This is a genomic window from Desulforamulus hydrothermalis Lam5 = DSM 18033 (assembly GCF_000315365.1).
Taxonomy (GTDB): Bacteria; Bacillota; Desulfotomaculia; order Desulfotomaculales; family Desulfotomaculaceae; genus Desulfotomaculum; species Desulfotomaculum hydrothermale.
Window position 1 is genome coordinate 564,627 of sequence record NZ_CAOS01000003.1, and the last position, 21,627, is coordinate 586,253.

At 57.0% G+C, this 21,627-nt stretch carries 20 protein-coding genes; 6 read left to right on the forward strand and 14 right to left on the reverse strand.

All coding sequences use genetic code 11. The features are described 5' to 3' along the window. Positions 1 to 34: 34 nt before the first annotated feature. Genes DESHY_RS03650 through uvrC form a run of 3 tightly spaced genes read right to left on the reverse strand, consistent with a single transcriptional unit; the run spans position 35 to position 3,050 of the window. A complete protein-coding gene (locus tag DESHY_RS03650) occupies positions 35 to 289 on the reverse strand; it encodes an HPr family phosphocarrier protein (protein WP_008410504.1) in 255 nt (84 codons plus the stop codon). Positions 290 to 328: 39 nt separating this feature from the next. After that, complete coding sequence (locus DESHY_RS03655) at positions 329 to 1,156, reverse strand: Cof-type HAD-IIB family hydrolase (RefSeq protein WP_008410505.1); 828 nt, start codon at positions 1,154 to 1,156, stop codon at positions 329 to 331. Between the two features lie 37 nt (positions 1,157 to 1,193). Then, on the reverse strand, positions 1,194 to 3,050 hold the full coding sequence (uvrC, locus tag DESHY_RS03660) for an excinuclease ABC subunit UvrC (RefSeq protein ID WP_008410506.1): 1,857 nt from the start codon (positions 3,048 to 3,050) through the stop codon (positions 1,194 to 1,196). Between uvrC and DESHY_RS13985 the strand changes: the two genes are divergently transcribed. From DESHY_RS13985 to DESHY_RS03675, 4 genes are all read left to right on the forward strand, one after another. After that, complete coding sequence (locus DESHY_RS13985) at positions 3,022 to 3,192, forward strand: hypothetical protein (protein ID WP_160162477.1); 171 nt, start codon at positions 3,022 to 3,024, stop codon at positions 3,190 to 3,192. The two genes, uvrC and DESHY_RS13985, sit on opposite strands and share 29 nt — an antisense overlap. Positions 3,193 to 3,402: 210 nt before the next feature. Next, positions 3,403 to 4,029 carry a TetR/AcrR family transcriptional regulator gene (locus tag DESHY_RS03665; protein WP_008410507.1) on the forward strand — a complete coding sequence of 209 codons (627 nt, stop codon included), beginning with the start codon at positions 3,403 to 3,405 and terminating at the stop codon, positions 4,027 to 4,029. After that, entirely contained in the window at positions 4,026 to 5,021 is a 996-nt protein-coding gene (locus tag DESHY_RS03670; RefSeq protein ID WP_008410508.1) for an HlyD family secretion protein, read from the forward strand. Before DESHY_RS03665 ends, DESHY_RS03670 begins: the two co-directional genes overlap by 4 nt. Before the next feature lie 15 nt (positions 5,022 to 5,036). Beyond that, on the forward strand, positions 5,037 to 6,227 hold the full coding sequence (locus DESHY_RS03675) for an ABC transporter permease (protein ID WP_008410509.1): 1,191 nt from the start codon (positions 5,037 to 5,039) through the stop codon (positions 6,225 to 6,227). A 342-nt stretch (positions 6,228 to 6,569) separates the two neighbouring features. Here DESHY_RS03675 and uvrA read toward each other — a convergent pair whose 3' ends face one another. Both uvrA and uvrB read right to left on the reverse strand, forming a co-directional pair. Further along, positions 6,570 to 9,383, reverse strand: a complete 2,814-nt coding sequence (gene uvrA, locus DESHY_RS03680; RefSeq protein WP_008410510.1) for an excinuclease ABC subunit UvrA — start codon at positions 9,381 to 9,383, stop codon at positions 6,570 to 6,572. A gap of 148 nt (positions 9,384 to 9,531) precedes the next feature. Further along, positions 9,532 to 11,550, reverse strand: coding sequence for an excinuclease ABC subunit UvrB (gene uvrB, locus DESHY_RS03685; protein WP_008410511.1), 2,019 nt, complete (start codon positions 11,548 to 11,550; stop codon positions 9,532 to 9,534). 181 nt (positions 11,551 to 11,731) lie between these two features. Between uvrB and DESHY_RS13315 the strand changes: the two genes are divergently transcribed. Then, complete coding sequence (locus tag DESHY_RS13315; protein WP_008410513.1) at positions 11,732 to 12,169, forward strand: hypothetical protein; 438 nt, start codon at positions 11,732 to 11,734, stop codon at positions 12,167 to 12,169. A 29-nt stretch (positions 12,170 to 12,198) separates the two neighbouring features. Here the strand turns inward: DESHY_RS13315 and DESHY_RS03695 are convergent, their stop codons facing one another. Then, the gene (locus DESHY_RS03695; protein ID WP_008410514.1) at positions 12,199 to 12,771 is read right to left on the reverse strand and encodes a uracil-DNA glycosylase; all 573 of its coding nucleotides are present in this window, start codon (positions 12,769 to 12,771) and stop codon (positions 12,199 to 12,201) included. Positions 12,772 to 12,912: 141 nt separating this feature from the next. Here DESHY_RS03695 and DESHY_RS03700 point away from each other — a divergent pair, with 141 nt between their 5' ends. Continuing rightward, positions 12,913 to 13,176 carry a DUF3243 domain-containing protein gene (locus DESHY_RS03700; protein WP_008410515.1) on the forward strand — a complete coding sequence of 88 codons (264 nt, stop codon included), beginning with the start codon at positions 12,913 to 12,915 and terminating at the stop codon, positions 13,174 to 13,176. Between the two features lie 232 nt (positions 13,177 to 13,408). On the opposite strand, the gene DESHY_RS03705 is transcribed toward DESHY_RS03700, so the two are convergent. The 8 genes from DESHY_RS03705 to DESHY_RS03740 all read right to left on the reverse strand — a co-directional run bounded on the left by DESHY_RS03705 (position 13,409) and on the right by DESHY_RS03740 (position 21,618). Next, positions 13,409 to 14,659, reverse strand: coding sequence for a PDZ domain-containing protein (locus DESHY_RS03705; RefSeq protein ID WP_048817835.1), 1,251 nt, complete (start codon positions 14,657 to 14,659; stop codon positions 13,409 to 13,411). A 68-nt stretch (positions 14,660 to 14,727) separates the two neighbouring features. Continuing rightward, positions 14,728 to 15,879, reverse strand: a complete 1,152-nt coding sequence (locus DESHY_RS03710; RefSeq protein WP_008410517.1) for a S41 family peptidase — start codon at positions 15,877 to 15,879, stop codon at positions 14,728 to 14,730. A gap of 119 nt (positions 15,880 to 15,998) precedes the next feature. Further along, a complete protein-coding gene (locus DESHY_RS03715; protein WP_008410518.1) occupies positions 15,999 to 17,126 on the reverse strand; it encodes a murein hydrolase activator EnvC family protein in 1,128 nt (375 codons plus the stop codon). A gap of 46 nt (positions 17,127 to 17,172) precedes the next feature. After that, entirely contained in the window at positions 17,173 to 18,060 is an 888-nt protein-coding gene (ftsX, locus tag DESHY_RS03720) for a permease-like cell division protein FtsX (protein ID WP_048817836.1), read from the reverse strand. After that, the gene (ftsE, locus tag DESHY_RS03725; RefSeq protein WP_008410520.1) at positions 18,050 to 18,736 is read right to left on the reverse strand and encodes a cell division ATP-binding protein FtsE; all 687 of its coding nucleotides are present in this window, start codon (positions 18,734 to 18,736) and stop codon (positions 18,050 to 18,052) included. The genes ftsX and ftsE overlap by 11 nt, the downstream gene beginning before the upstream one ends. A 192-nt stretch (positions 18,737 to 18,928) precedes the next feature. After that, a complete protein-coding gene (locus tag DESHY_RS03730; RefSeq protein ID WP_008410522.1) occupies positions 18,929 to 19,882 on the reverse strand; it encodes a transketolase family protein in 954 nt (317 codons plus the stop codon). A 36-nt stretch (positions 19,883 to 19,918) separates the two neighbouring features. Beyond that, positions 19,919 to 20,734, reverse strand: a complete 816-nt coding sequence (locus DESHY_RS03735) for a transketolase (protein WP_008410523.1) — start codon at positions 20,732 to 20,734, stop codon at positions 19,919 to 19,921. A 26-nt stretch (positions 20,735 to 20,760) separates the two neighbouring features. After that, positions 20,761 to 21,618: a YitT family protein gene (locus DESHY_RS03740; RefSeq protein WP_008410524.1), complete on the reverse strand. Its 858-nt coding sequence runs from the start codon at positions 21,616 to 21,618 to the stop codon at positions 20,761 to 20,763. Positions 21,619 to 21,627 lie beyond the last annotated feature (9 nt).

Sequence of the window (21,627 nt, forward strand, 5' to 3'; positions counted from 1 at the left end):
AATAGCACCCTTTTGGTGCTATGTGCAAAAGATTTTAGCTTTGCAGTTCCTTTGCCAGCATCTCCCCCAGCACCTGCAGGGCCTGTTCGGCATCCGGCCCTTCGGCGGTCAGGGTGATCTCGCTGCCGGCCCGGTGGGTTAATTCCAGCAAACCCATAATGCTTTTGCCGTTAACCCGGTAGCCGGCTTTCTCCAGGCTGATGTGGGCCTTGAACTGATGAGCTGCTTTAACAAACCGGGCAGCTGCCTGTGGGTCCAACTTGGTTGTGCTTGGCAAAATTTTTGTCATCACGCATCAGTTCCCTTGTTTGCAATGTTGTTTCCTTCCTTAATATTCTCCGTCCCGGGCTGTTCCATCCTCCAGGATAAACCTGGCAATAACCTCCGCCACCCCGTCCTGGTCGTTGGTCAGGGTAACATAGTCGGCTTTTTCCTTTACTTCCGGCAGGGCGTTGCCCATTACCACCCCCAGGCCGGCATAGGCCAGCATTTCCAGGTCGTTGGGCGCATCCCCGATGGCAATAACTTGCTGCGGTGTCAGGCCCTGGCGCCGGGCCAGGGTGTCCAGGGCGTGGCCTTTGGTGGCGGCGGGATGGGAAAATTCTAAAAAGTGTGGCTTGGATTTGGTAACGTGCAAACGGCCGGCAAAATACCGCTGCATTTGTTGCCCCAGTTGGCTCAGCGCATCCGGTTCTCCCACCAGCAGCACCTTGGTGGGCGGTTCCTGTAAAAAGGCCAGCAAATCGCCCACCGGATGGGGGGTGATGCCGGAAATGCGCCGGTAGTTTTCCGCCTCCGGCGTTAGTTTGGCCACATACAGGGTATCGTTAACATAAACATTAATGTGATAGCCCCGGGACCGGGCCAGCCGGATTACCTCCCGGGCCAGTTCCAGCGGCACCGGCCGGTGAAGCAGTGTTTCACCGGTGCCTGCTTCCTTTACCAGCGCCCCCTGGTAAGTAATTAAGGGCAGGTTGAGTTCCAGTTGCCGGGCATAGGGCAGGGCGGAACAATACATGCGCCCGGTGGCCAGGGTTACATATACCCCCGCCTGCCGGGCCCGCCGGATATATTCCTGGTTGCGCTGTGATATTTCCAGCCGGCTGTTAAGCAAGGTGTCGTCCAGGTCGATGGCCAGCATTTTATACTTGGTCAAGGGACAGCCTCCTTTATTAACGGTTATGGTTTTGGGGTTACTCCTGTTCCCGCAGAAACAGGTATACCGCCTCGGCGGCCTTTTTGTTCATGCCGGGCACCCGGGCCAATTCTTCCAGGGTGGCCTGCTTGATGGCCTCCAGGCTGGCAAAGGCCTTGTACAGTTCCCGGCGGCGCACCGGCCCGATGCCTTCTATTTCATCCAGGATGGATTTAAGATTGCGCTTGCTGCGCAACTGCCGGTGGTAGGTAACGGCAAACCGGTGGGCCTCGTCCCGCAGCCGCTGCAGCAGTTGCAACGCCCGGGATTCCCGGGGCAGCCGGATAGCCTCCGGCCGGTCCGGGGCAAACAGCAGCTCTTCCTCTTTGGCCAGGCCAAAGGCCGGGATGTGGGCAAAGCCCTGGGCCGCCATGGCCTGGCGGGCAGCGGCCAACTGCCCTTTGCCGCCGTCAATAATGATGAGATCCGGCAGGCTGCTGAATTTGGCCTGGTGGACAGCCAGCGTGCCCGCCGCCAGTTGTTGCTGCTCCTCCCGGTACCGGGCCAGCCGCCGGCTGATTACCTCCTGCATGGCGGCAAAATCGTTGGGCCCTTCCACCGTGCGGATTTTAAAACGCCGGTATTGCCGGCGGGCCGGTTTGCCCTCCTCAAACACCACCATGGAGGCCACCGTTTCCGCCCCCTGGATGTTGGAGATATCGTAGCACTCCAGGCGCCGGGGAGGTTGGGGCAAGCCCAGGGCCGCCGCCAGTTCGCCCAGGGCATCGGCAACCGCCTGCCGGTCGGCCTGGCGTTCCAGCCGCGCTTGCTCCAGGGCCAGCAGGGCGTTCTGGGCAGCCATGGCCACCAGTTTGTGCTTATCCCCCCGCTGCGGCACTTTTAGGTAAACTTTGCCTCCCCGCAGTTCGCTCAGCCAGGCCGCCACCAGATCCGCCCCGGCAATTTCTTCCGACAGCAAAATTTCGCCCGGCACAAACTCGGTCTGGTTATAAAACTGCTGCACAAAGGCGGCCATCACCTCGCCCCGCTCCCGGGCATCGGTGCCCTCCAGGAAATAATTTTCCCGGCCGATGAGCTTGCCGCCCCGGATGAAAAACACCGTCAGGCAGGCCTCGTCAAACCCCCGGGCCATGGCAATGACGTCCTGGTCCACCGGGTCGGTGGCAACCACCTTCTGCCGCTCCACGATTTTTTCCACCGCCTGCAGCTGGTCCCGCAGTTCGGCCGCCTTTTCAAACTCCAGGTGGTCCGCCGCTTCCTCCATGCGCCGGCGCAGTCGCTTAATTAAATCCTCCTGCCGCCCTTCCAGAAACAGCACCACCTCTTTAACGGTTTCCCGGTAAGCGGCCCGGTCCACCAAATTACAGCAGGGCCCCAGGCAGCGCTTGATGTGGTAATTCAAGCAGGGGCGCTGCCGGCCGGCCGGCTGCCGCTGCTGACAGCTGCGCAAGGGAAAAATTTTCTTTAACAGCCGCAGGGTTTCGTGCACCGCACCGGCGCTGGTAAAAGGGCCGAAATAGCGGGCACCGTCCTTTAAAACCCGGCGGGTCACCTGCACCCTGGGAAATTCCTCCTGCAGGGTTACTTTAATATAGGGGTAAGTTTTATCATCTTTTAATAAGACGTTATATTTGGGCCGGTGTTCTTTTATCAGGTTGTTTTCTAAAATCAGGGCTTCCATTTCCGAATCGGTAACAATGTACTCCAAGTCGGCCGCCCGGCGCAGCATAGCCTGCACCTTGGGCGACTGCCGGGCCCCTGCCTGAAAATAGGAGCGCACCCGGTTTTTTAAGGAAACCGCTTTGCCCACATAAATTACCTGCCCGGCCTCATCTTTATAGAGATAAACCCCCGGGCGGGCGGGTATGTTTTTTATTTTGTCTGCTAACGCCAAGACCATCCCCCCAAGGATGATTGTAGCCTGTCCGGCCGCCGGTGCCAATTATGAGCGCATCTGGATCAGATTAATTTTACTTAACTCCGGAGTGCGGCCAACATTTACGGCGCTGCGGCAAGTCGCCGGCCGGGCAGCATAAAACCGCCCTGCTTTTTTATAACCTCGTCTGCAGCCTGCTAACTCATAGTATTTCCTGTTTGACCTGGCTTTTCCTGCCGGCCGGTGACGGTAAAAATTTTACAGCGGCACCCCGGGCAGGGCCGGCACCCTCTTGACAGACGCGCCGTACAGGCGCACAATAAGGGCAAGTAAGTAACCAGTTAGTTACTTTTTCGGTAAGGAGGGTGACATGGCTAAAGGGGCTGAGGACAGCAAAAACCGCATTTTGCTGGCAGCGGCAGAAATTTTTTCCCGCAAGGGCCTGGACGGCGCCCGGGTGGATGAAATTGCGGCCGCCGCCAAAATTAACAAGCGCATGATTTACCATTACTTTACAAGTAAAGAAAACCTGTATGTGGAAGTGCTGCGCTACAATTACCGCAAAATTTCCGCCCTGGCCCAGGGAACTTACCTGCCCGGCGACCACCCGGCGGACAACGTAACCCGGGCCCTGCGCCGGTATTTTTACTTCCTGGCCGGGGATGAGGAATTTGTGCGGCTGGTTAACTGGGAAGCCCTGCACCAGGGCCGCTACGGCCGCCTGGTGGGGCCCCAGCTGCTGGATTTGCTGCAGTCCGACCTGGCACAGATTTTACAGGACGGCATTGACCGGGGGGTATTCCGGCCGGATCTGGACATCAGGCAAACCCTGTTAAGCATTCACGGCCTCTGCCTGATTTATTTCAGCCGCCGGGAAGTGGTGCAGCCCATCTGGCCCGGTGACATGATGTCGGAAGAAATGCTGGCGGCCCGCTGCCGGCACATTATTGATTTTACTCTGAACGGTATCCTGAAACACAAGGAGGAAGCAAAATGACCCGACCCAACAAATGGTTAGTTGCGGTAATGGCTGTGCTGCTGCTGTTGACCGGCTGCACCGCACCGCCGGCTGCTTCGGAAGAACTTACCGGGATGGTGGAGGCCCGGGAAGTGGATGTCAACACGAAAATTCCCGGCCGCATTGTGAAAATTTATGTGCAGGAAGGCCAACAGGTGCAAGCCGGCGATTTGCTGGCGAAAATTGACGATGAGGATCTCAAGGCCAAAGAAGCCCAGGCCCTGGCAGGCATTGCCGCTGCCAAAGGTGATATTGCCAAGGCGGCGGCGGGCAGCGGTTTGGCTGCCGCCGGCAGTGCGGCGGCGGTGCAAAAGGCCGAGGCGGCCCTGGCCAAGGCTAAAGCGGATGCTGAGCTGGCCACTAAAACTTACCGGCGGATGTTGGAGCTGCACCAAGCCCAGGCCATTTCAGACCAGCAAATGGACAGTGCAGCCAAGGATTATCAGGCAGCCCTGGCCGGCGTGGCGGCCGCCGAGGGTGACCTGGCCAACGCCCGGGCCTCCCGCCTGCAGGTGGATGTTTACCAGGCTGACCTGCAGCGGGCTGAAGCAGCCCTGGCCAAAGCCGAAGCGGATTTGCAGCAGGTGCGCATTAACTTAAAGGAAACCGAAATTAAAGCACCCTGCGCCGGCACCGTTACCTCCCTTAATGTGGAAGAAGGGGAACTGGTTTCCACCGGCCTGCCCCTGATGACCGTTACGGATTACAGCGACAACTGGGTTAATGTGAAAGTAAAGCAATCGGTGCTGGATAAGATTCAAGAGGGCCAACAGGCTGTATTAACACCTGTCAGCCTGCCGGATAAGAAGTATACCGGCAAAATTGTTGATATCAGCCGCAAGCCGGAATTTGCCACCGCCCGGGCCACCAACGACCGGGGTGAAAAGGACATTGTCACATATAACGTGAAAATCCGGGTAAATACCGCCCAATTGCGGCCGGGCATGTCGGTGCAGGTAAAATTTGACTAGCCGGGAGGGTTGCGCATGGCTAAGATCCTTTCCATAGCCTCCCGGGAATGGCAGTACATCCGGGGCAACAAGCGTTTGTTGTTGATTATGTGCTTCATTCCTACCCTGTACATCCTGCTGTTTGGCCTTATGTACAGCAATCATGTGGTTAAGCACATTAAAACCGTGGTGCTGGATTACAACCAGACTGCCACCAGCCGTCTGGTCATCCAGGCCTTTCAGGATTCGGAAAAATTTGATGTGGTGGGCTATGCCGGCAGCGAACAGGAACTGCGCCGGCTGCTGGACAACCGCCGGGTTACGGCAGCGGTGGTATTGCCCGGCGATCTGGACAGCAATTTGAAAAAGGGGCAGGGTTCCGAGGTGCTGGTGATTGTAAACGGCAGCAACATGCTGTACAGCAATGCCGTTATGTCGGCGGCCAACGAGATTGTCGCCACCCTGTCGGCCGGCGCCAGCATGAAGACGCTGGAGGCGGGCCAGGCCCTGCTGCCTGAAAAGGCGGCCGCCACCGCCCTGCCCTTAAAGTACCGGCTGCGGGTGTGGTATAACCCCACTTTCAACTATAGCAACTTTTTGCTTTTGGGCTTGGCCTGTACCGCCCTGCAGCAGGTAATCCTGCTTTACATGGCCATTGCGGTGGCCCGGGAAAAGGAAACCGGCGCCCTCAGAGAGCTGCTGGCCGCCGGCTACCGGGCCCACCATGTGGTGCTGGGCAAAATGATACCCTACTTCCTGTTAAACATAATCAGCGCCAACGTGGTGCTGGGCCTGTGCTTTACGGTTTTCCGGATACCTTTCCGGGGCCATTACCTGTTGCTGTTGCTGCTGCTGGGGGTGTTTATCCTGGCCATTTTAACCCTGGGCATCTTTCTTTCGATTGTCTGCCACAACGAACTGGAAGCTACCCAGTTGGCCATGCTGGTGGCCATTCCGTCCTTCCTGTTTTCCGGCTTTACCTGGCCGGTGCAGTCCATGCCGTTGCCGGCCAAGCTGATTTCCGGCGCACTGCCCCTCACCTATCTGGTGTCGGATGTGCGGGACATTGCCCTCATGGGCATTGGCTTAACTCAGGTGCTGCCCAACCTGCTGGTGCTGGCGGGCCTCTTTGCGGTGCTGCTGCCGGCCTCTGTCTGGTGCTTTAACCGCCAGTATCAAAAAATGGCCGCCCCGGCAGGACAGCCGCCCGGCCACCTTTCCCGCTAGGACACACGCAAGCGGGGACGGTGCCAGACCGTCCCCGCTGAGTATAGAAAACCTGGCCGGTGGTTTATAATCCCCTTTAGCTCCGGTCTTCGCACCGACAGCACTAAGATTCGCTCCGTTCGCCCTTGGGGTCGCCTCAAACGGGCCCTCCTGGCCCGGTTCGGCTGGCGCCCACGTCCTGTGGGCGCCGCCCCAAGGGCTCCTGCGCTCATCCAGTGCTGTTACCGGTGCTTCGCCAAGTCGCTGGCAGGGGATCATAAAACCACCTTATGTTTTTACGGTTTCTCAACTTTATCTGCGCCCTGTGGGGGACGGTTTGGCACCGTCCCCCTTTCCCGTCAGTTACTGCGCCAGTACCGGTTGCAGGAAGCGGCCGGTATAGGATTGGGGCACCCGGCAAATTTCCTCCGGCGTGCCGGCAGCCACCAGCGTGCCGCCTTTGTCGCCCCCTTCCGGGCCCAGGTCGATGATGTAATCGGCTGTTTTAATGACATCCAGGTTGTGCTCAATCACCACCACCGTGCTGCCGTTGTCCACCAGGCGGTGCAGTACCTGCAGCAGCCGGTGGATGTCGGCGGCGTGCAAGCCGGTGGTGGGCTCATCCAGAATATATATGGTGCCGCCGTTGCTGCGCCGGCTCAGCTCGCCGGCCAGTTTAACCCGCTGGGCTTCGCCGCCGGACAGCTCGGGCGCCGGCTGGCCCAGCCGGATATAGCCCAACCCCACGTCCTGCAGGGTTTGCAGGCGGCGGTGAATCTTCGGTATGCTGGCAAAAAACTCCACCGCTTCATCCACTTCCATATCCAGCACATCCGCTATGCTCTTGCCTTTATATTTAACCTCCAGGGTTTCCCGGTTGTAACGTTGGCCCTTGCACACCTCGCAGGGCACATAGACATCCGGCAGGAAGTGCATCTCAATTTTAATAATACCGTCCCCCTGGCAGGCCTCACAGCGGCCGCCCTTCACATTAAAGCTGAAGCGGCCGGGTTGGTAGCCCCGGGCCCGGGACTCGGGCAGCTGGGCGAACAACTCCCGGATGTCGTTAAAAACCCCGGTATAGGTGGCCGGGTTGGAACGGGGCGTGCGGCCGATGGGCGCCTGGTTGACATCAATAACCTTTTGCAGGTGCTCCAGGCCCAGGATGCCCAGGTGTTCGCCGGGCTTGTCTTTGGCCCGGTGCAATTTCTGGGCCAAGGCTTTATACAAAACCTCATTTATCAGGGTGCTCTTGCCGGAACCGGATACACCGGTAACGCACACAAACATGCCCAGGGGAATGGTTACGTCGATGCCCTTCAGGTTGTTGGCCGCTGCCCCCTGGATAACCAGGCTCTGCCCGTTGCCCGGGCGGCGCCGGGCCGGCACCGGAATCCTGCGGCGGCCGCTCAGGTACTGACCGGTGAGGGAGGCCGGCTCCTGCATAATATCCTCCGGCCTGCCGGCCGCCACCACCCGGCCGCCGTGCCGGCCGGCACCGGGCCCCATATCAATGATATGGTCGGCCACCCGGATGGTGTCTTCATCGTGTTCCACCACAATCAGGGTGTTGCCCAAATCCCGCAGCCGCTGCAGGGTGGCAATCAGTCTTTCATTATCCCGCTGGTGCAGGCCGATGCTGGGCTCGTCCAGAATATACAGCACTCCTGTCAGGCCGGAGCCAATTTGCGTGGCCAGCCGGATGCGCTGGGCTTCACCGCCGGACAGGGTGCCGGCAGAGCGGCTTAAGGTTAAATAATCCAGGCCCACGTTGACCAGGAAACCCAGCCGCTCCTTAATTTCTTTCAGAATCTGCCGGGCAATCAGGCGTTCCCGTTGGCTGAGCCGCAGGCTGTTAAAAAAATGCAGGGCTTCCGCCACCGGCAAGGCCGCCACCTCGGCAATATTTTTGTCCCCCACTTTTACCGCCAGGGCTTCCGGCTTCAGGCGGGCCCCCTGACAGGCGGGGCAGGGCTTGATGCTCATATATTTTTCAAATTCTTCCCGCATGGCCTCGGATTGGGTTTCCCGGTAGCGGCGGGACAGGTTGCCGATAATGCCTTCAAAGGGCACCTCATAACGGTGCACATGGCCGTAACTGTCGGTGTAGTGAAACTTTACTTTTTCCTGGCCGGTGCCGTATAAAATAACCTGCAGCTGCTTTTGAGTAAGCTGTTCCACCGGGGTATCCAGGCTGAATTGGTACTTTTCGGCCAGGCCCGCCAGGTAAGCCGCCGCCACCTGCCCTTTATGCCAGCCTTCAACAGCCCCCTGCCGGATGCTCTTGCTCTTGTCCGGGATAATTAAATCCGGGTCGAACTCGTGGTTAAAGCCCAGGCCGGTGCAGGCCGGGCAGGCCCCGTGGGGGTTGTTGAAGGAAAACAGCCGGGGGCTGATTTCGCTGATGTTAATGCCGCAGGTTGGGCAGGCAAAGTTCTCGGAGAAGATATATTCCGGGCCGTCTGTCACCGCTGCCACAGCCAGGCCGCCGCTTTGCTTGAGGGCGGTTTCCAGGGAGTCGGCCAGCCTGGTTTCGCAGCCGGGGCGGATGATTATGCGGTCCACCACAATATCAATGCGGTGCTTCTTTTTCTTGTCCAGGGCAGGCACTTCGCCTATTTCGTAAAGCTCCCCGTTAACCCGCAGCCGCACAAAACCGTTGCGGCGGATATCCTCCAAAACCTTGGCATGCTCGCCCTTTTTGCCCCGCACCACCGGGGCCAGCAGCTGCAATCTGCTGCCCTCGGGCAGCGCCATCAGTTGATCCACCATTTGCTGGACGGTTTGCCGGGCTATGGGCTGGCCGCATTTAGGGCAGTGGGCCCGGCCCACCCGGGCAAACAGCAGCCGCAGGTAATCGTAAATTTCGGTCACTGTGCCCACGGTGGAGCGGGGGTTGTGGCTGGTGGTTTTCTGGTCAATGGAAATGGCCGGCGACAGGCCTTCGATGTAGTCAACATCCGGCTTGTTCATCTGCCCCAGGAACTGCCGGGCATAGGCAGACAGGGATTCCACATAGCGCCGCCGGCCTTCGGCGTAAATGGTGTCAAAGGCCAGGGAGGATTTGCCCGAGCCGGACAGGCCGGTAATCACCACCAGCTTGTCCCGGGGGATGACCACGTCGATGTCTTTCAAGTTGTGGGAACGGGCGCCGCGAATAATAATTTTATCTTGCATGACTAACTCCTCTTTAAATTAAGCAATGGCTGTCGGGAACCGCAATCCACTTACCAATATACTTAAAAGAAAGCAAAAAGGCAACCGGACCCAGAACATTTGTACGATATTTGTAATAATTATGTTAATTATTGACAGTTTTCTATGCCTAATACTCTACCTCCGGCAGTGCCGGTTTAATTTCTTTGGCACCCCGCAGCTGCAGCCGCAACTCGATAATGGCATCCCGCAACTGGGCCGCCCGCTCAAACTCCAGGTGCCGGGCCGATTCTTTCATTTCCTTTTCCAGTTGAGCAATCATCTTTTTAATGTCGGCTTTGCTCATTTTGCCCGCTTTGTTCTTGGCCAGATAAGGGGCCGGCTGTTCGGCCGCCCGGGTGGCCTCAATGACATCCCGCACCGCCTTGCGTACGGTTTGCGGCGTGATGCCGTGCCGCTCGTTATATTCGGTTTGGATGCGGCGGCGGCGCTCGGTTTCGCTGATGGCCCGGCGCATGGATTCAGTCATTTTGTCGGCATACATAATCACCTGGCCCTCCGCATTGCGGGCGGCCCGGCCGATGGTCTGGATTAAGGAGCGCTCCGACCGCAAATAGCCTTCTTTGTCCGCATCCAGGATGGCCACCAGGCTTACCTCAGGCAAATCCAGACCCTCCCGCAGCAGGTTGATGCCCACCAGCACGTCAAAGGTGCCCAGGCGCAAATCCCGCAGGATTTCCATGCGCTCGATGGTATTGATATCCGAGTGCAGGTAGCGCACCCGCACGCCGTTTTCTTTAAAGTAATCGGTTAAATCCTCGGCCATTTTTTTGGTTAAGGTGGTAACCAGCACCCGCTCGTCCCGGGCCACCCGCCGGCGGATTTCGCCCAGCAGATCGTCAATCTGGCCCCGGGTGGGGCGAACGGATACAGCCGGGTCTACCAGGCCGGTGGGACGGATAATTTGTTCCACCACCTGCTGGGCGTGGGTCAGTTCATAACTGCCCGGCGTGGCGGAAACATAAATCACCTGGTTAACCTTTTGTTCAAATTCGTGAAATTTCAAAGGGCGGTTGTCCAGGGCGGAGGGCAGCCGGAAACCGTGTTCCACCAGGGTGGTTTTGCGGGACCGGTCCCCTTCGTACATACCGCCGATTTGCGGCACCGCCACGTGGGATTCGTCAATGATTAACAGCCAGTCCGGCGGGAAAAAATCCAGCAAAGTAAAGGGCGGTTCCCCCGGCGCCCGCCCGGTTAAATGGCGGGAGTAGTTTTCAATGCCCGAACAAAAGCCCATCTCCGCCATCATTTCCAGGTCGTAGCGGGTGCGTTGTTCCAGCCGCTGGGCCTCCAGCAGTTTGCCCGCCTGCCGCAATTCCTGCAGCCGCTGCGTCAACTCCGCTTCAATGGAAGCCAGGGCCCGCTTCAGGTTGTCCTCGGCGGTAACAAAGTGGCTGGCAGGAAAAACCGCAATATGCTGCCGCTGCCCTAAAACCTCGCCGGTCACCACATCAATCTCCAGCAGCCGTTCCACTTCGTCCCCGAACATTTCCACCCGCAGGGCCCGCTCGCTGGCATTGGCCGGGAAAATTTCAATCACGTCGCCCCGCACCCGGAACTTGTTGCGGCTGAAGTTAACATCGTTCCGCTCGTACTGGATATCCACCAGTTTTCTGATAATGGCCTCCCGGTCGTAGGTGCCGCCCACCCGCAGGGATAAAACCAGGTCCCGGTAGGTCTCCGGGTTACCCAGGCCGTAAATGCAGGAAACACTGGCCACAATAATGACATCCCGCCGCTCCAGCAGGGCGGTGGTGGCTGAGTGGCGCAGTTTATCTATCTCATCGTTAAGGGAAGAATCCTTTTCAATGTAAGTATCTGTATGGGGAATATACGCTTCGGGCTGGTAATAATCAAAGTAACTAACGAAATACTCCACCGCGTTGTGAGGAAAAAATTCCTTCATTTCGCTGCACAACTGGGCCGCCAGGGTTTTGTTGGGGGCTAAAATCAAGGTGGGGCGCTGCACCTGCCGGATAATGTTGGCCATGGTAAAGGTTTTGCCGGTACCGGTGGCCCCCAGCAGCACCTGGTGCTTAAGCCCCCTGTTCAGCCCGTCTGTCAGCTGCCGGATCGCTTTAGGCTGGTCACCCCTGGGTTGAAATTCAGATTTTAGTTTAAATTCCATCTCGCTCACCTGCTTTCTTTCCATCCTATATTATATCATTCCGGTCAAGATCAAAAACCAGGGAGTACCGGCATAATTAACCAGGTGTTTGCTAAAGTGTTTTAAAGTGAAAAAATTTGTGCTAAGATTTAGGTAACATGCATGGACGGGCACCGGTACTTATTGATGGGGGGGATGGTAAGTGAGCGAAGAACGTCTGGAACGGATTGAGCATCTGGTTAGTGATCTGATTCGCATTGTTGGCCATACCAATTCACTGGTAGAAGAACTTAATTCGAAGGTAGAGCGGCTTGATGCAAAAATAGAACGGCTTAATGCAAGGGTAGAAGAACTTGATGCAAAAGTAAACAGGCTCGATGCAAGGGTAGAAGAACTTGATGCAAAAGTAAACAGGCTTGATGCAAAGGTAGAGCGGCTTGAAGCACGGGTTGAAAATCTCGAACTAAGGGTGGAAAAGTTAGAAGCCAATCAGGATTTCTTTAAGGATCAGCTCTCCTCCCTGCGTGAAGAAATGATTGACCGCTTTATGCGGGTTGAAGACAAATTTGACTTTATTCAAGAGAAATTAATGGAACATGAACAAAAGCTATATTACCTCAAAAAAGCTGCTGCCAAGTAAAGGCAGCAGCTTTTTGTGTTAAAGAAGTCCTACTCTCGTGCAATCTTTCCTGTTAGCCGCAGGTATTCTTCCTGTATTTTTTGAAAATCTTCCCACACCGGGCGCCTTTTATTGGGGTCGCGCAGCACCGCCGCCGGGTGGTAGGTAGGCATGATTTTTATGCCGCTGCGGGACTCCAGCCACTGGCCCCGCATCTTGGTAATGCGGGCCTCCGGGCCGATCAGGTTGGTCAGGGCGGTGCTGCCCAGCAGGACAATAATGGCCGGTTTGATCAGCTCAATCTGCCGGTACAGGTAAGGCAGGCAGGCCTGGGCTTCCGCCCGGGTAGGCACCCGGTTGTTGGGCGGCCGGCATTTGACCACATTGGCAATATACACCTCCCGGCGGGTGAGGTCGATGGCGGCCAGAATCCGGTCCAGCAGCTGCCCGGCCCGGCCCACGAAGGGCAAACCCTGCTCATCCTCGTCTTTGCCCGGCCCCTCGCCAATCAGCATCATGCGGGCTGCCGGGTTGCCCATGCCAAAAACCACTTTATTCCTGCCCTGGGCCAGGCCGCAGCGGGTACAGTGCTGTATATCCAAAGCCAACTGCTCAAGCGACATCAAACGTACCTCCGTTAAATCCCGGCCCTGCCCCGCAGGGCCAGACTTTTATTTCCAGCAATGTATAATTTACCTGCCGGCTGCCAAACTATAATTAACCCGACAATCCCCACAGGCAGCAAAAGAAAAGGAGGAATTAACATGCTGGATTTAAGCAAAGCCAACACAAGCTGGGAAAACTGGAAGAAATACCTGGGCCAGGCCATGGAATTTGCCGAAGAACTGGGCATCTCCCGGGATAAAATCCAACAATATGCGGTAACCGCCGGTTCCATCCTGGCCGACAACGTGCAGCCCGCCAACCCCGAGCAAAAAGCCCTGAAAGAGCTGTGGGAAGTAGCCGACCGGGACGAACAGGAAGTAATTGCCCGCCTGATGACCAAACTGGCCGGCCGTTCCCGTTAAAGCTGCGCTGTTCAGCACCGCTTCTTGTATCATAGTGAGGCCACACTTACCCAGGGTGGTCTCAGAGTGTCGACAAACTTTATCGGCGGTTTATGATCCCCTTTGGCTCCGGTCTACGCACCGACCGGGGGATCATAAAACCACCTCATTTTATTTTACAACCTTTGTTTACAGTCTGAGACCACACTTACCATGGGCGGTCTTTTTTATTGCCGCCGTTAACCGCCTGGGCTCAGGCATCCCGCCGAATAAACCGGTTGTTCAACCAGCGGCGGAAGGGGCCCCGGGTGGACAGCTCCATATAACTTTCCTCACCGCCTTCCGGCACCGGCAGCAGCCCCAGCAGCTGCTTGCCTTGATAATCAATACCCTCCCGGTAAACCCGCCGGTCGCCAACCGAATAGTAGGTTAGCTGGATGTGCGGGTAGATGCCCAGGGCAAATTCCAGCCCCTGACGGCTGCTCACCGCCATGCCGTTAACTTCCATAATAATATCGCCGGAACGGATGCCTGCCTGCCAGGCCGGGTAGCCGGGCAGCACATCCAGCACCTTAACCCCCTGGGCAACCGGCCGGTAAACGGCCTTGCCCGCTTCCAGCCGCTTGCCCAGGCAAATCACCAGTTCATGGCCCAGCGGCGAAAACAGCGCCGCCACCACCGCCAACCCGGGCTGCCGGTCGGCCAGCACAGCCAGGCCCAGCAGCAAAAGGCTGTAAATGCCCAGGATGCCGGCAGAAATCCTGCTTTTTTGGCGGGGCGTGCGGGCCACCGCCAAATCACCGTAACCAAGGCCGGCCACCACCGGCATAAGCCCAAACATAACGGTATCAACATGCTGCCCCAGGCCCTGCCTGATGAGCGGCCACCAATCGGGCATGCTGATGCCCCCGGCCGCCCCGCTGCCGTGGCCCACCACCACCAGGGCGGTCAGCGGGATGGGCCATAGTTTTTGCAGGGCAAAGCCGCCCACCACCTGGCCCGCCTGGTTTTTTATAAAAATCGGGGTGGCCCCCAGGTGGCCGCTGATTAAAATCAGAAAAGCCTCCACCAGGTGCAGGATGGCCACCAGGCCAAGCATCTGGGGCACTCTGATGTCCGGCCAGCCAAACAACAGCGCGCTGAGGGCCAGGAGGCCGCCGGCATAGGCAAAGCACAAAAACCTGGCATCAATCAGCATTAACAAAAGAGCCAGGGGCCACAGGTAGATTAAGCCGGAGCCGGACAGGGTCAGCCCCACCCCAACTATCAGGTAGCTGGCCAACAAGCCGCCCAGCAGGCCGAAAAAAGTTGCTTGCAAAACATCCCGCCATACGCCGCGGGGTGGCAAGCCAAAGAATTTCTCCCTTACTTTGGCGATGCGGTAATACTGCAGAGCCACAATGGCCAGCACCAGCAGGAACAACCGGTTGATTTGCGGCTCGCTGAAAACTGCCGCCAAGGTCTGCAAAATTTCCGGGGTAACCGCCCCGAGAGGAAACGTCACATAAACCACCTGCCCTTTGGCGAGGGTGAAGTGAGAGGTGGGAAAACATCCCACCCCGGCCTTTATTTTTATTTATGAAGCTTTTCCCTTAACAATTTAACAGCAGTCTCTAATTGTTGATCGACCCGGTCATCCGGCCCTTGTTCCACCACCACGTCCGGCGCAATGCCCTTTTTATTTATATCATGCTTCTTGGGCGTTAGATAGCGGGCGGTCGTCAGTTTAAGCCCGGCGCCGTTATCCAGGGGGAACACGGTTTGCACCACCCCTTTGCCAAAGGTTTTGGTGCCCACCAGGGTGCCTGCCCCGGCATCTTTAACAGCGCCGGCTAAAATTTCCGAAGCGCTGGCGCTGCCCTTATTCACCAGCACCACCAGAGGTAAAGCCAGTTGATCCGGTTCGGCATGGAAGGTATAATCCCGGCCGATGCGGTAATCAATATGCACGATGGGGCCCTGGCTTAAAAATTGGTCGGCAATTTTAATGGCTGAGTTAAGCTCGCCGCCGGGATTATCCCGCAGGTCCAGCACCAGCCCGGACATGCCTTGCCGGCGCAGTTGCTGCAGCATGTTCACCAGCTCTTCCCCGGTATTCTCGGTAAACTGGCTGATGGCAATGTAGCCCAGCTTATCATTGCCGGGCAGCAGGCGCCCTTCCACGGTGGGTACGCTGATTTCCTGCCGTGTCAAGGCCACCTTAAAGGGGTCTTTAACCCCCTCCCGCAAAAGGGTCAGCTCCACCACGGTACCCACCGGTCCCCGCATCAGGCTGACGGCGGTTTCCGTATCCATTTCCTTGGTGGGCCGGTCACCGATCTGCAAAATAATATCCCCGGCCTTAATGCCTTTTTCGGCGGCCGGCGTATTGGGGAAAGGTTTAACCACCGTTAAAAAGTGATCCTTTACCCCCACCAGCACCCCGATGCCGCCAAAGGAACCCCGGATTTGCTCCTGCAGGTTGGAATAAGTGCGGGCATCCAGGTAAACCGAATAGGGGTCATCCAGGGATTCCACCACCCCTTTAACGGCTCCTTCCACCAGCTTTTCCGGTGTCACGTCAAACAAATACTGACCCTTGATCAGGGTCACCACTTTCACTAAATTGCCCAGCCCTTTGTAGTTGGCGGCCACGGTACCGCCCAGCAGCAGCAGGATGACAAACACCATCCCGGCCAGGGCAATGGCCAGCCGGCCCCAAAAGGCCCATAAATCTCTTTTCACATTAACACCTGCCCGTTGCCTTTATCTCTTACACAAGTATTATACTACACCAGAATCAGATAAATTACAAAGACTTTTCCAGTTTCTGGTCGGCAAAAGCCGGGCAGCGGCCCGGCTTCTTACAGGTAGTTATGGGGATTGACCGCCGTACCGTCTTTGCGTACTTCAAAGTGCAGGTGCGGCCCGGTGGACATGCCGGTGCTGCCCACCCGGGCGATGGTGGCGCCCCGCTTAACCGCCTGGCCGTTGCCCACCAGCTGGGCGGACAGGTGCCCGTACAGGCTCACCACCCCGCCGCCGTGGTCAATCATTACCACCTTGCCGTAGCCGGTCATGGTGCCGGAATAAATCACCGTTCCGTCAGCCGGCGCAATCACAGCGGTACCGGTGGGGGCAGGGATGTCAATGCCGGTGTGAAAACGTACTTGCTTCAAAATAGGGTGCACACGGTTGCCAAAGGGGGAAGAAATGCGGCTGTAGCCGGGCACCGGCCAGCTAAACACGCCGCCCTGGTAATTGCCGCCCTTTTTGGCGTTTTCCAGGGCAATTTGCCTTAAAATGGCGTTTTCCTGGGCCTCCAGGCGGTCAATTTCCGCTGCCGTCTGCTTGAGGTCCTGTTTGGCTTCTTTCAGCAATTGCTCCTTCTCGCTTTGGGCCTGGGCCAGCATTTGCCTGGCGTATTCCTGCTCGTTTTTCAGGCTGGCAATTTGGCGGGTGCGGTTTTCCAAAGCGCTTTTATACTCCTCAATTTGCTGTTTTTCACTGGCAATGCGATCCACAATGGCCTTATCGCTCTCCACCATCCGCTGCAAAAACTCCAGCCGGTTGGTAAAATCCGCAAAGCTGCCGGCACTTAACAGAACTTCCAGGTAACTGACCGGCCCGCTCTGGTAAATGCCCTTGACCCGCTTCTTCAACTGCTCGTTGCTCCGGGCCAACCGTTCTTCCGCCGCTGCCAGGTCCCGCCGGGTGCTCTCCAGGCGGCTCATGGCAACCTTGAGCGAACCCTGCAGCTGTTGGATCTGCTCGGTTTTCTGGTTAATGGATTGATTCAGGGAGACCAGCTGCCGGGTATAGTCTTTCACCACTTGCCGGGTTTTTTGTTCCTCGGCCTTTTTCCGGTTTAACTGTTGTCTGACTTGATTCAACTGCTGGTCTAAAGAAGGCGCAGCCAATACCGGCGTCCCTGCCAGCAGGGCCAGCGCCAGACTGCCGGCCAGTATCTTGTGGCTCCACTTATGCCGCACAGGTATCACTCCCTAACTTGCCTCTGTGGTTGGACAGCTAAAGGTGTTACACCCTTAAAAACTTGCGCAGGGAAAACCAGCTGCCCAGGGCGCCGATCATTACCCCCAGCCCTGCCATACCGCCCAGAATGGTTAAAATAACCCGCGGTTCACTGACTAACTGAATAAAGGGCAAGGAGATTTTTAACTTGTTAATTAAGGAAAGATAAGCCAAATCCACCGCCAGCACAGCCAGCAGCCCTCCCGCCAGCCCCAGCACAATGCCTTCCAGTATGAAGGGGAAGCGGACAAACCAGTTGGTGGCGCCCAGTATTTTCATAATGCCGATTTCCCGCCGCCGGGCAAATACCGACATGCGAATGGTGGTGGCAATTAAAAAACCGGCCGCCAGGGTCAGCAGGGTCACGGCAACAGCGCTGACATAACGAATCCAGCGGGTCACATTAAGTAGTTTTTCCACCACACCCTGGCCGTAGCGCACCTGTTCCACGCCTTTAATTTGCTCTATCTGGCGGGCAACCGCCGGCACGGCGGCAGCCTGGTGGGTTTTAATACGGAAAGCATCCGGCAGGGGATTGGTTTCCTCCAGGGACTCCAGAATATCTGCCCGTTCCCCGAAACTTTCCTTCATTTCCTTAAGGGCCTGTTCTTTAGAAACAAACTCCAGGCGGGCCACCTCCGGGCTGCTTTTAATTGCTTCCGCAATCCGGTCGCGGTCCACCCGGCCCACGTTTTCTTCCAAAAAGGCGGTAATTTCCACGCTGCTTTCCACCGATTGGGTGAGTTTTTCGGCATTTACCGCCAGCAGCAAAGATACGCCCAGGATAATCAGGGAAACCGTCACAATGCCGACGGAAGACAGGGATAACCAGCTGTTTCTGATCAGGGAGGTAAAGGCCTCCCGGAAAAAATACCTCAGGGTGTTAAGGTTCACAGCGGTACACCCCGCTTTCTTCATCCCGCACCACGCAGCCGTTGGCCAAAGCAATTACCCGTTTTTTCATGGCATCGACAATTTCGGAATCGTGGGTGGCCATTAATATGGTGGTGCCCCGGCGGTTAATCTCCTGGAACAGCTTCATAATCTCCCAGGAGGTATCCGGGTCCAGGTTGCCGGTGGGCTCATCGGCAATAATCAGCAGCGGACGGTTGACAATGGCCCGGGCAATGCACACCCGCTGCTGCTCGCCGCCCGACATCTGGCCGGGCAACAGGTGGCCTTTGTCTTTCAGCCCCACCTGTTCCAGCACCTCCGGCACCGCCCGTTTAATTTCTTTGCTTGACGCACCGGTAATTTCCAGGGCAAAAGCAACGTTTTCCGCCGCTGTTTTCTGGGGCAGCAGGCGAAAATCCTGGAACACCATGCCGATTTTACGCCGCATATGGGGAACCTCCCGCCCCTTCATGCGGACAACGTTTTTGCCGTTAAACATAACCTGCCCCCGGGTAGGCAGTTCTTCCCGGAAAACCAGCTTAATCAGGGTAGACTTGCCGGCGCCGCTGGGGCCCACCAAAAAAACAAACTCACCCTTTTTTATATGCAGTGTTAAATCCGTTAACGCCTTAACCCCATTGTCGTAAACCTTGGAAACATTGTAAAACTGTATCATCTTAACACCTTTCCAAGTCTTAATTTCCGGACAACACCTATTCCGTTTCGACACTAAAAAGTAAAATTCCTTTAAAAAACGCCAAATTTATGGTTGCCTGGTACCACCTGCCTAACCTTATTTTGGCAAAACAACAAACATCCCGCCCCACTTTTCCAGTGCAACGGGATGTTGTTTGTTTATCCGGCCGCTTTATTCATCAGATGCGCCCTTCATTTTGAGTACCTTATATACGGCTTCCACAATGTGGTCGGCGGTGAGGCCGTAGCGTTGCAGCAGTTCCCTGGGGGAGCCCGACTCGCCGAAGGTGTCCTTAATGCCTACCCGCCGCAGGGGGACCGGGCAGTGTTCGGCCAGGGTTTCGGCCACCGCGCTGCCCAGGCCGCCGATCACAGAGTGTTCCTCGGCGGTAACCACCGCCCCGCATTTTCTGGCGGCTTCCACCACCGCCACAATATCCAGGGGTTTAATGGTGTGTACATCCAGCACCAGGGCGCTGATGCCCCGCTGGGCCAGGGTGTCCGCCGCTTCCAGGGCAGCGGCCACCATCATGCCGGTGGCCATAATGGCTGCATCGGTCCCTTGCCGCAGGGTAACCGCTTCACCGGGAATAAATTCAAAGTCTTCACCGTGCAGCACCGGCACCCCGGAGCGGCCCAACCGGATGTACACCGGCCCCTTAATGGCTGCCGCAGCCCGGACGGCGGCGGCGGTTTCCACCGCATCAGCCGGCACAAACACAGTCATGCCGGGCAGCGCCCGCATAATGGCAATATCCTCCACAGACTGGTGTGACCCGCCGTCTTCCCCTACGGTAATGCCGGCATGGGTGGCGGCAATTTTTACATTCAACCGGGGGTAGCAAATGCTGTTGCGGATTTGTTCAAAGGCACGTCCGGTGGCAAACACCGCAAAGGTGCTGGCAAAAGGAACCTTGCCCACCGCCGCCAGGCCGGCCGCCGTGGCCATCATATTGGCTTCGGCAATGCCCATGTTAAAAAAACGATCCGGGTAGTGTTTCATAAAATCATGGGTTTTGGTGGATTTGGACAGGTCAGCGTCCAGCACCACCACGTCTTTATTCTCAGCGCCCAGGCGCACCAGCTCCTGGCCGTAGGCGTCCCGGGTGGCAATTTTCTTAGTCATGGTAAACCTCCAGTCCTTTGGTGATTTATGGGATATTTAGGCCAGTTCCTGCAGGGCCTGGGCCACCTGCTCCGGTTTGGGAGCGTTGCCGTGCCAGCCCACCTGGTTTTCCATAAAGGAAACCCCTTTGCCTTTTACCGTTTTGGCGATAATAACGGTGGGTCGGCCTTTGGTTTGCTGCGCCTCCGCCAAGGCCTGCAGGATTTGCGGTATATCGTGGCCGTCAATTTCAATCACATGCCAGTTAAAAGCCCGCCATTTGTCGGCCAGGGGCGCCACATTCATAACCTGGTCAACCGGCCCGTCAATTTGCAGGTTGTTGTAATCCAAAACGGCGGTGAGGTTGTCTGTTTTAAAGTGGCCGGCCGCCATGGCAGCTTCCCAAATTTGCCCTTCCTGCACTTCACCGTCCCCCAGCAGGGCATACACCCGTTGGTCGCCGCCGTCCAAGCGCAGGCCCAGAGCCATCCCCAGGGCGGCCGATAAACCCTGGCCCAGGGAGCCGGTAGACATCTCCACGCCGGGCAGCTTTTTCATATCCGGGTGGCCCTGCAAGCGGCTGCCCAGCTTGCGCAGGGTCAGCAGTTCTTCCGGGGGGAAGAAGCCCTTTTCCGCCAGGGCAGCGTACAGCACCGGCGCCGCATGGCCTTTGGACAGCACAAAGCGGTCCCGCTCCGGCCAGTGGGGGTTGTCCGGGTCTAACCGCATGGTATCAAAAAAAAGCACGCTGACAATATCCGCTGCCGACAGCGAACCGCCCGGGTGGCCGGAACCGGCTTCGCCCAGCATGGTTATAATATGCCGGCGGATAGCCCTGGCCCGTTCCTGTAAATAAGATATTTTTTGTTCCATTTGTTTCCCTCCAGCAAGTAATTTATTTAAAATTTATGGGCGTCTTCCCATTGCTTAAAGCCTTCGCCCAGCACTTCATGCACGTCGGCCAGGATGATGAAGGCCCCGGGGTCTTCCTTTTTAACCAGCTCCTTAAGCCGGGATACCTCCGCCCGGCCCACCACCGAAACAAGCACTTCCTGCTCTTGGCCGGAATACATGCCGGTGGCCTTCCAGGCGGTGGCACTCCGGTCCAGCTCCTGAATTATGCCCCGGGCAATGGCATCCGCTTTCCGGGTAATAATCAAAAAGGCCTTGGCTGAGCTGAAACCCTCAATCACCAGGTCAATAATCCAGGCGGTGAGAAAAATGGTTATCAGGGCATACATAGCCAGCTCGGCGGAATTAAAGACGATGCCGGCCCATAAAACCACCAGCCCGTCAATGATGAATAACAGCTGGCCGATGTTGATGCCCATATAAGACCTTAAAATGGCCGCCAGCAGCTCGGTGCCGCCGGTGGTGCCGTTGAAGCGGAACACCAGCCCCAGGCCAATGCCCGATAATACTCCGCCGTATAAACTGGCCAGCAGCAAGTCCTCGGTCAGCAGGGGGAGATAGGGGGCCAATAAATCAACAAATACCGACAGGGCAACGGTGCCGTATACCGAATTAACCGTAAAGCGCCAGCCCAGCCGGATCACAGACCAGATAAACAGGGGCACGTTCATTACCAGCATGCTGAGGCCCACCGGCCACTGGGCTATATGGTAAAAAATTGTCGCCACACCGCTTAAGCCGCCGGCAGCAATTTTAGCCGGCACCAGAAAAGCATCCAGGCCCACAGCGGTTAAAATAACGCCTACGGTAACACCTGCGTAATCTTTCAGCCAGCGCAGCAGCATATCTTAGTC

Bases quoted from the DNA above. Each gene is read 5' to 3' on its own strand.
- DESHY_RS03650 (WP_008410504.1), bottom strand. From the start codon at position 289: ATGACAAAAATTTTGCCAAGCACAACCAAGTTGGACCCACAGGCAGCT.
- DESHY_RS13985 (WP_160162477.1), top strand. From the start codon at position 3,022: ATGTTTTTTATTTTGTCTGCTAACGCCAAGACCATCCCCCCAAGGATG.
- DESHY_RS03665 (WP_008410507.1), top strand. From the start codon at position 3,403: ATGGCTAAAGGGGCTGAGGACAGCAAAAACCGCATTTTGCTGGCAGCG.
- DESHY_RS03670 (WP_008410508.1), top strand. From the start codon at position 4,026: ATGACCCGACCCAACAAATGGTTAGTTGCGGTAATGGCTGTGCTGCTG.
- DESHY_RS03675 (WP_008410509.1), top strand. From the start codon at position 5,037: ATGGCTAAGATCCTTTCCATAGCCTCCCGGGAATGGCAGTACATCCGG.
- uvrA (WP_008410510.1), bottom strand. From the start codon at position 9,383: ATGCAAGATAAAATTATTATTCGCGGCGCCCGTTCCCACAACTTGAAA.
- uvrB (WP_008410511.1), bottom strand. From the start codon at position 11,550: ATGGAATTTAAACTAAAATCTGAATTTCAACCCAGGGGTGACCAGCCT.
- DESHY_RS03695 (WP_008410514.1), bottom strand. From the start codon at position 12,771: ATGTCGCTTGAGCAGTTGGCTTTGGATATACAGCACTGTACCCGCTGC.
- DESHY_RS03700 (WP_008410515.1), top strand. From the start codon at position 12,913: ATGCTGGATTTAAGCAAAGCCAACACAAGCTGGGAAAACTGGAAGAAA.
- ftsE (WP_008410520.1), bottom strand. From the start codon at position 18,736: ATGATACAGTTTTACAATGTTTCCAAGGTTTACGACAATGGGGTTAAG.
- DESHY_RS03730 (WP_008410522.1), bottom strand. From the start codon at position 19,882: ATGACTAAGAAAATTGCCACCCGGGACGCCTACGGCCAGGAGCTGGTG.
- DESHY_RS03735 (WP_008410523.1), bottom strand. From the start codon at position 20,734: ATGGAACAAAAAATATCTTATTTACAGGAACGGGCCAGGGCTATCCGC.
- DESHY_RS03740 (WP_008410524.1), bottom strand. From the start codon at position 21,618: ATGCTGCTGCGCTGGCTGAAAGATTACGCAGGTGTTACCGTAGGCGTT.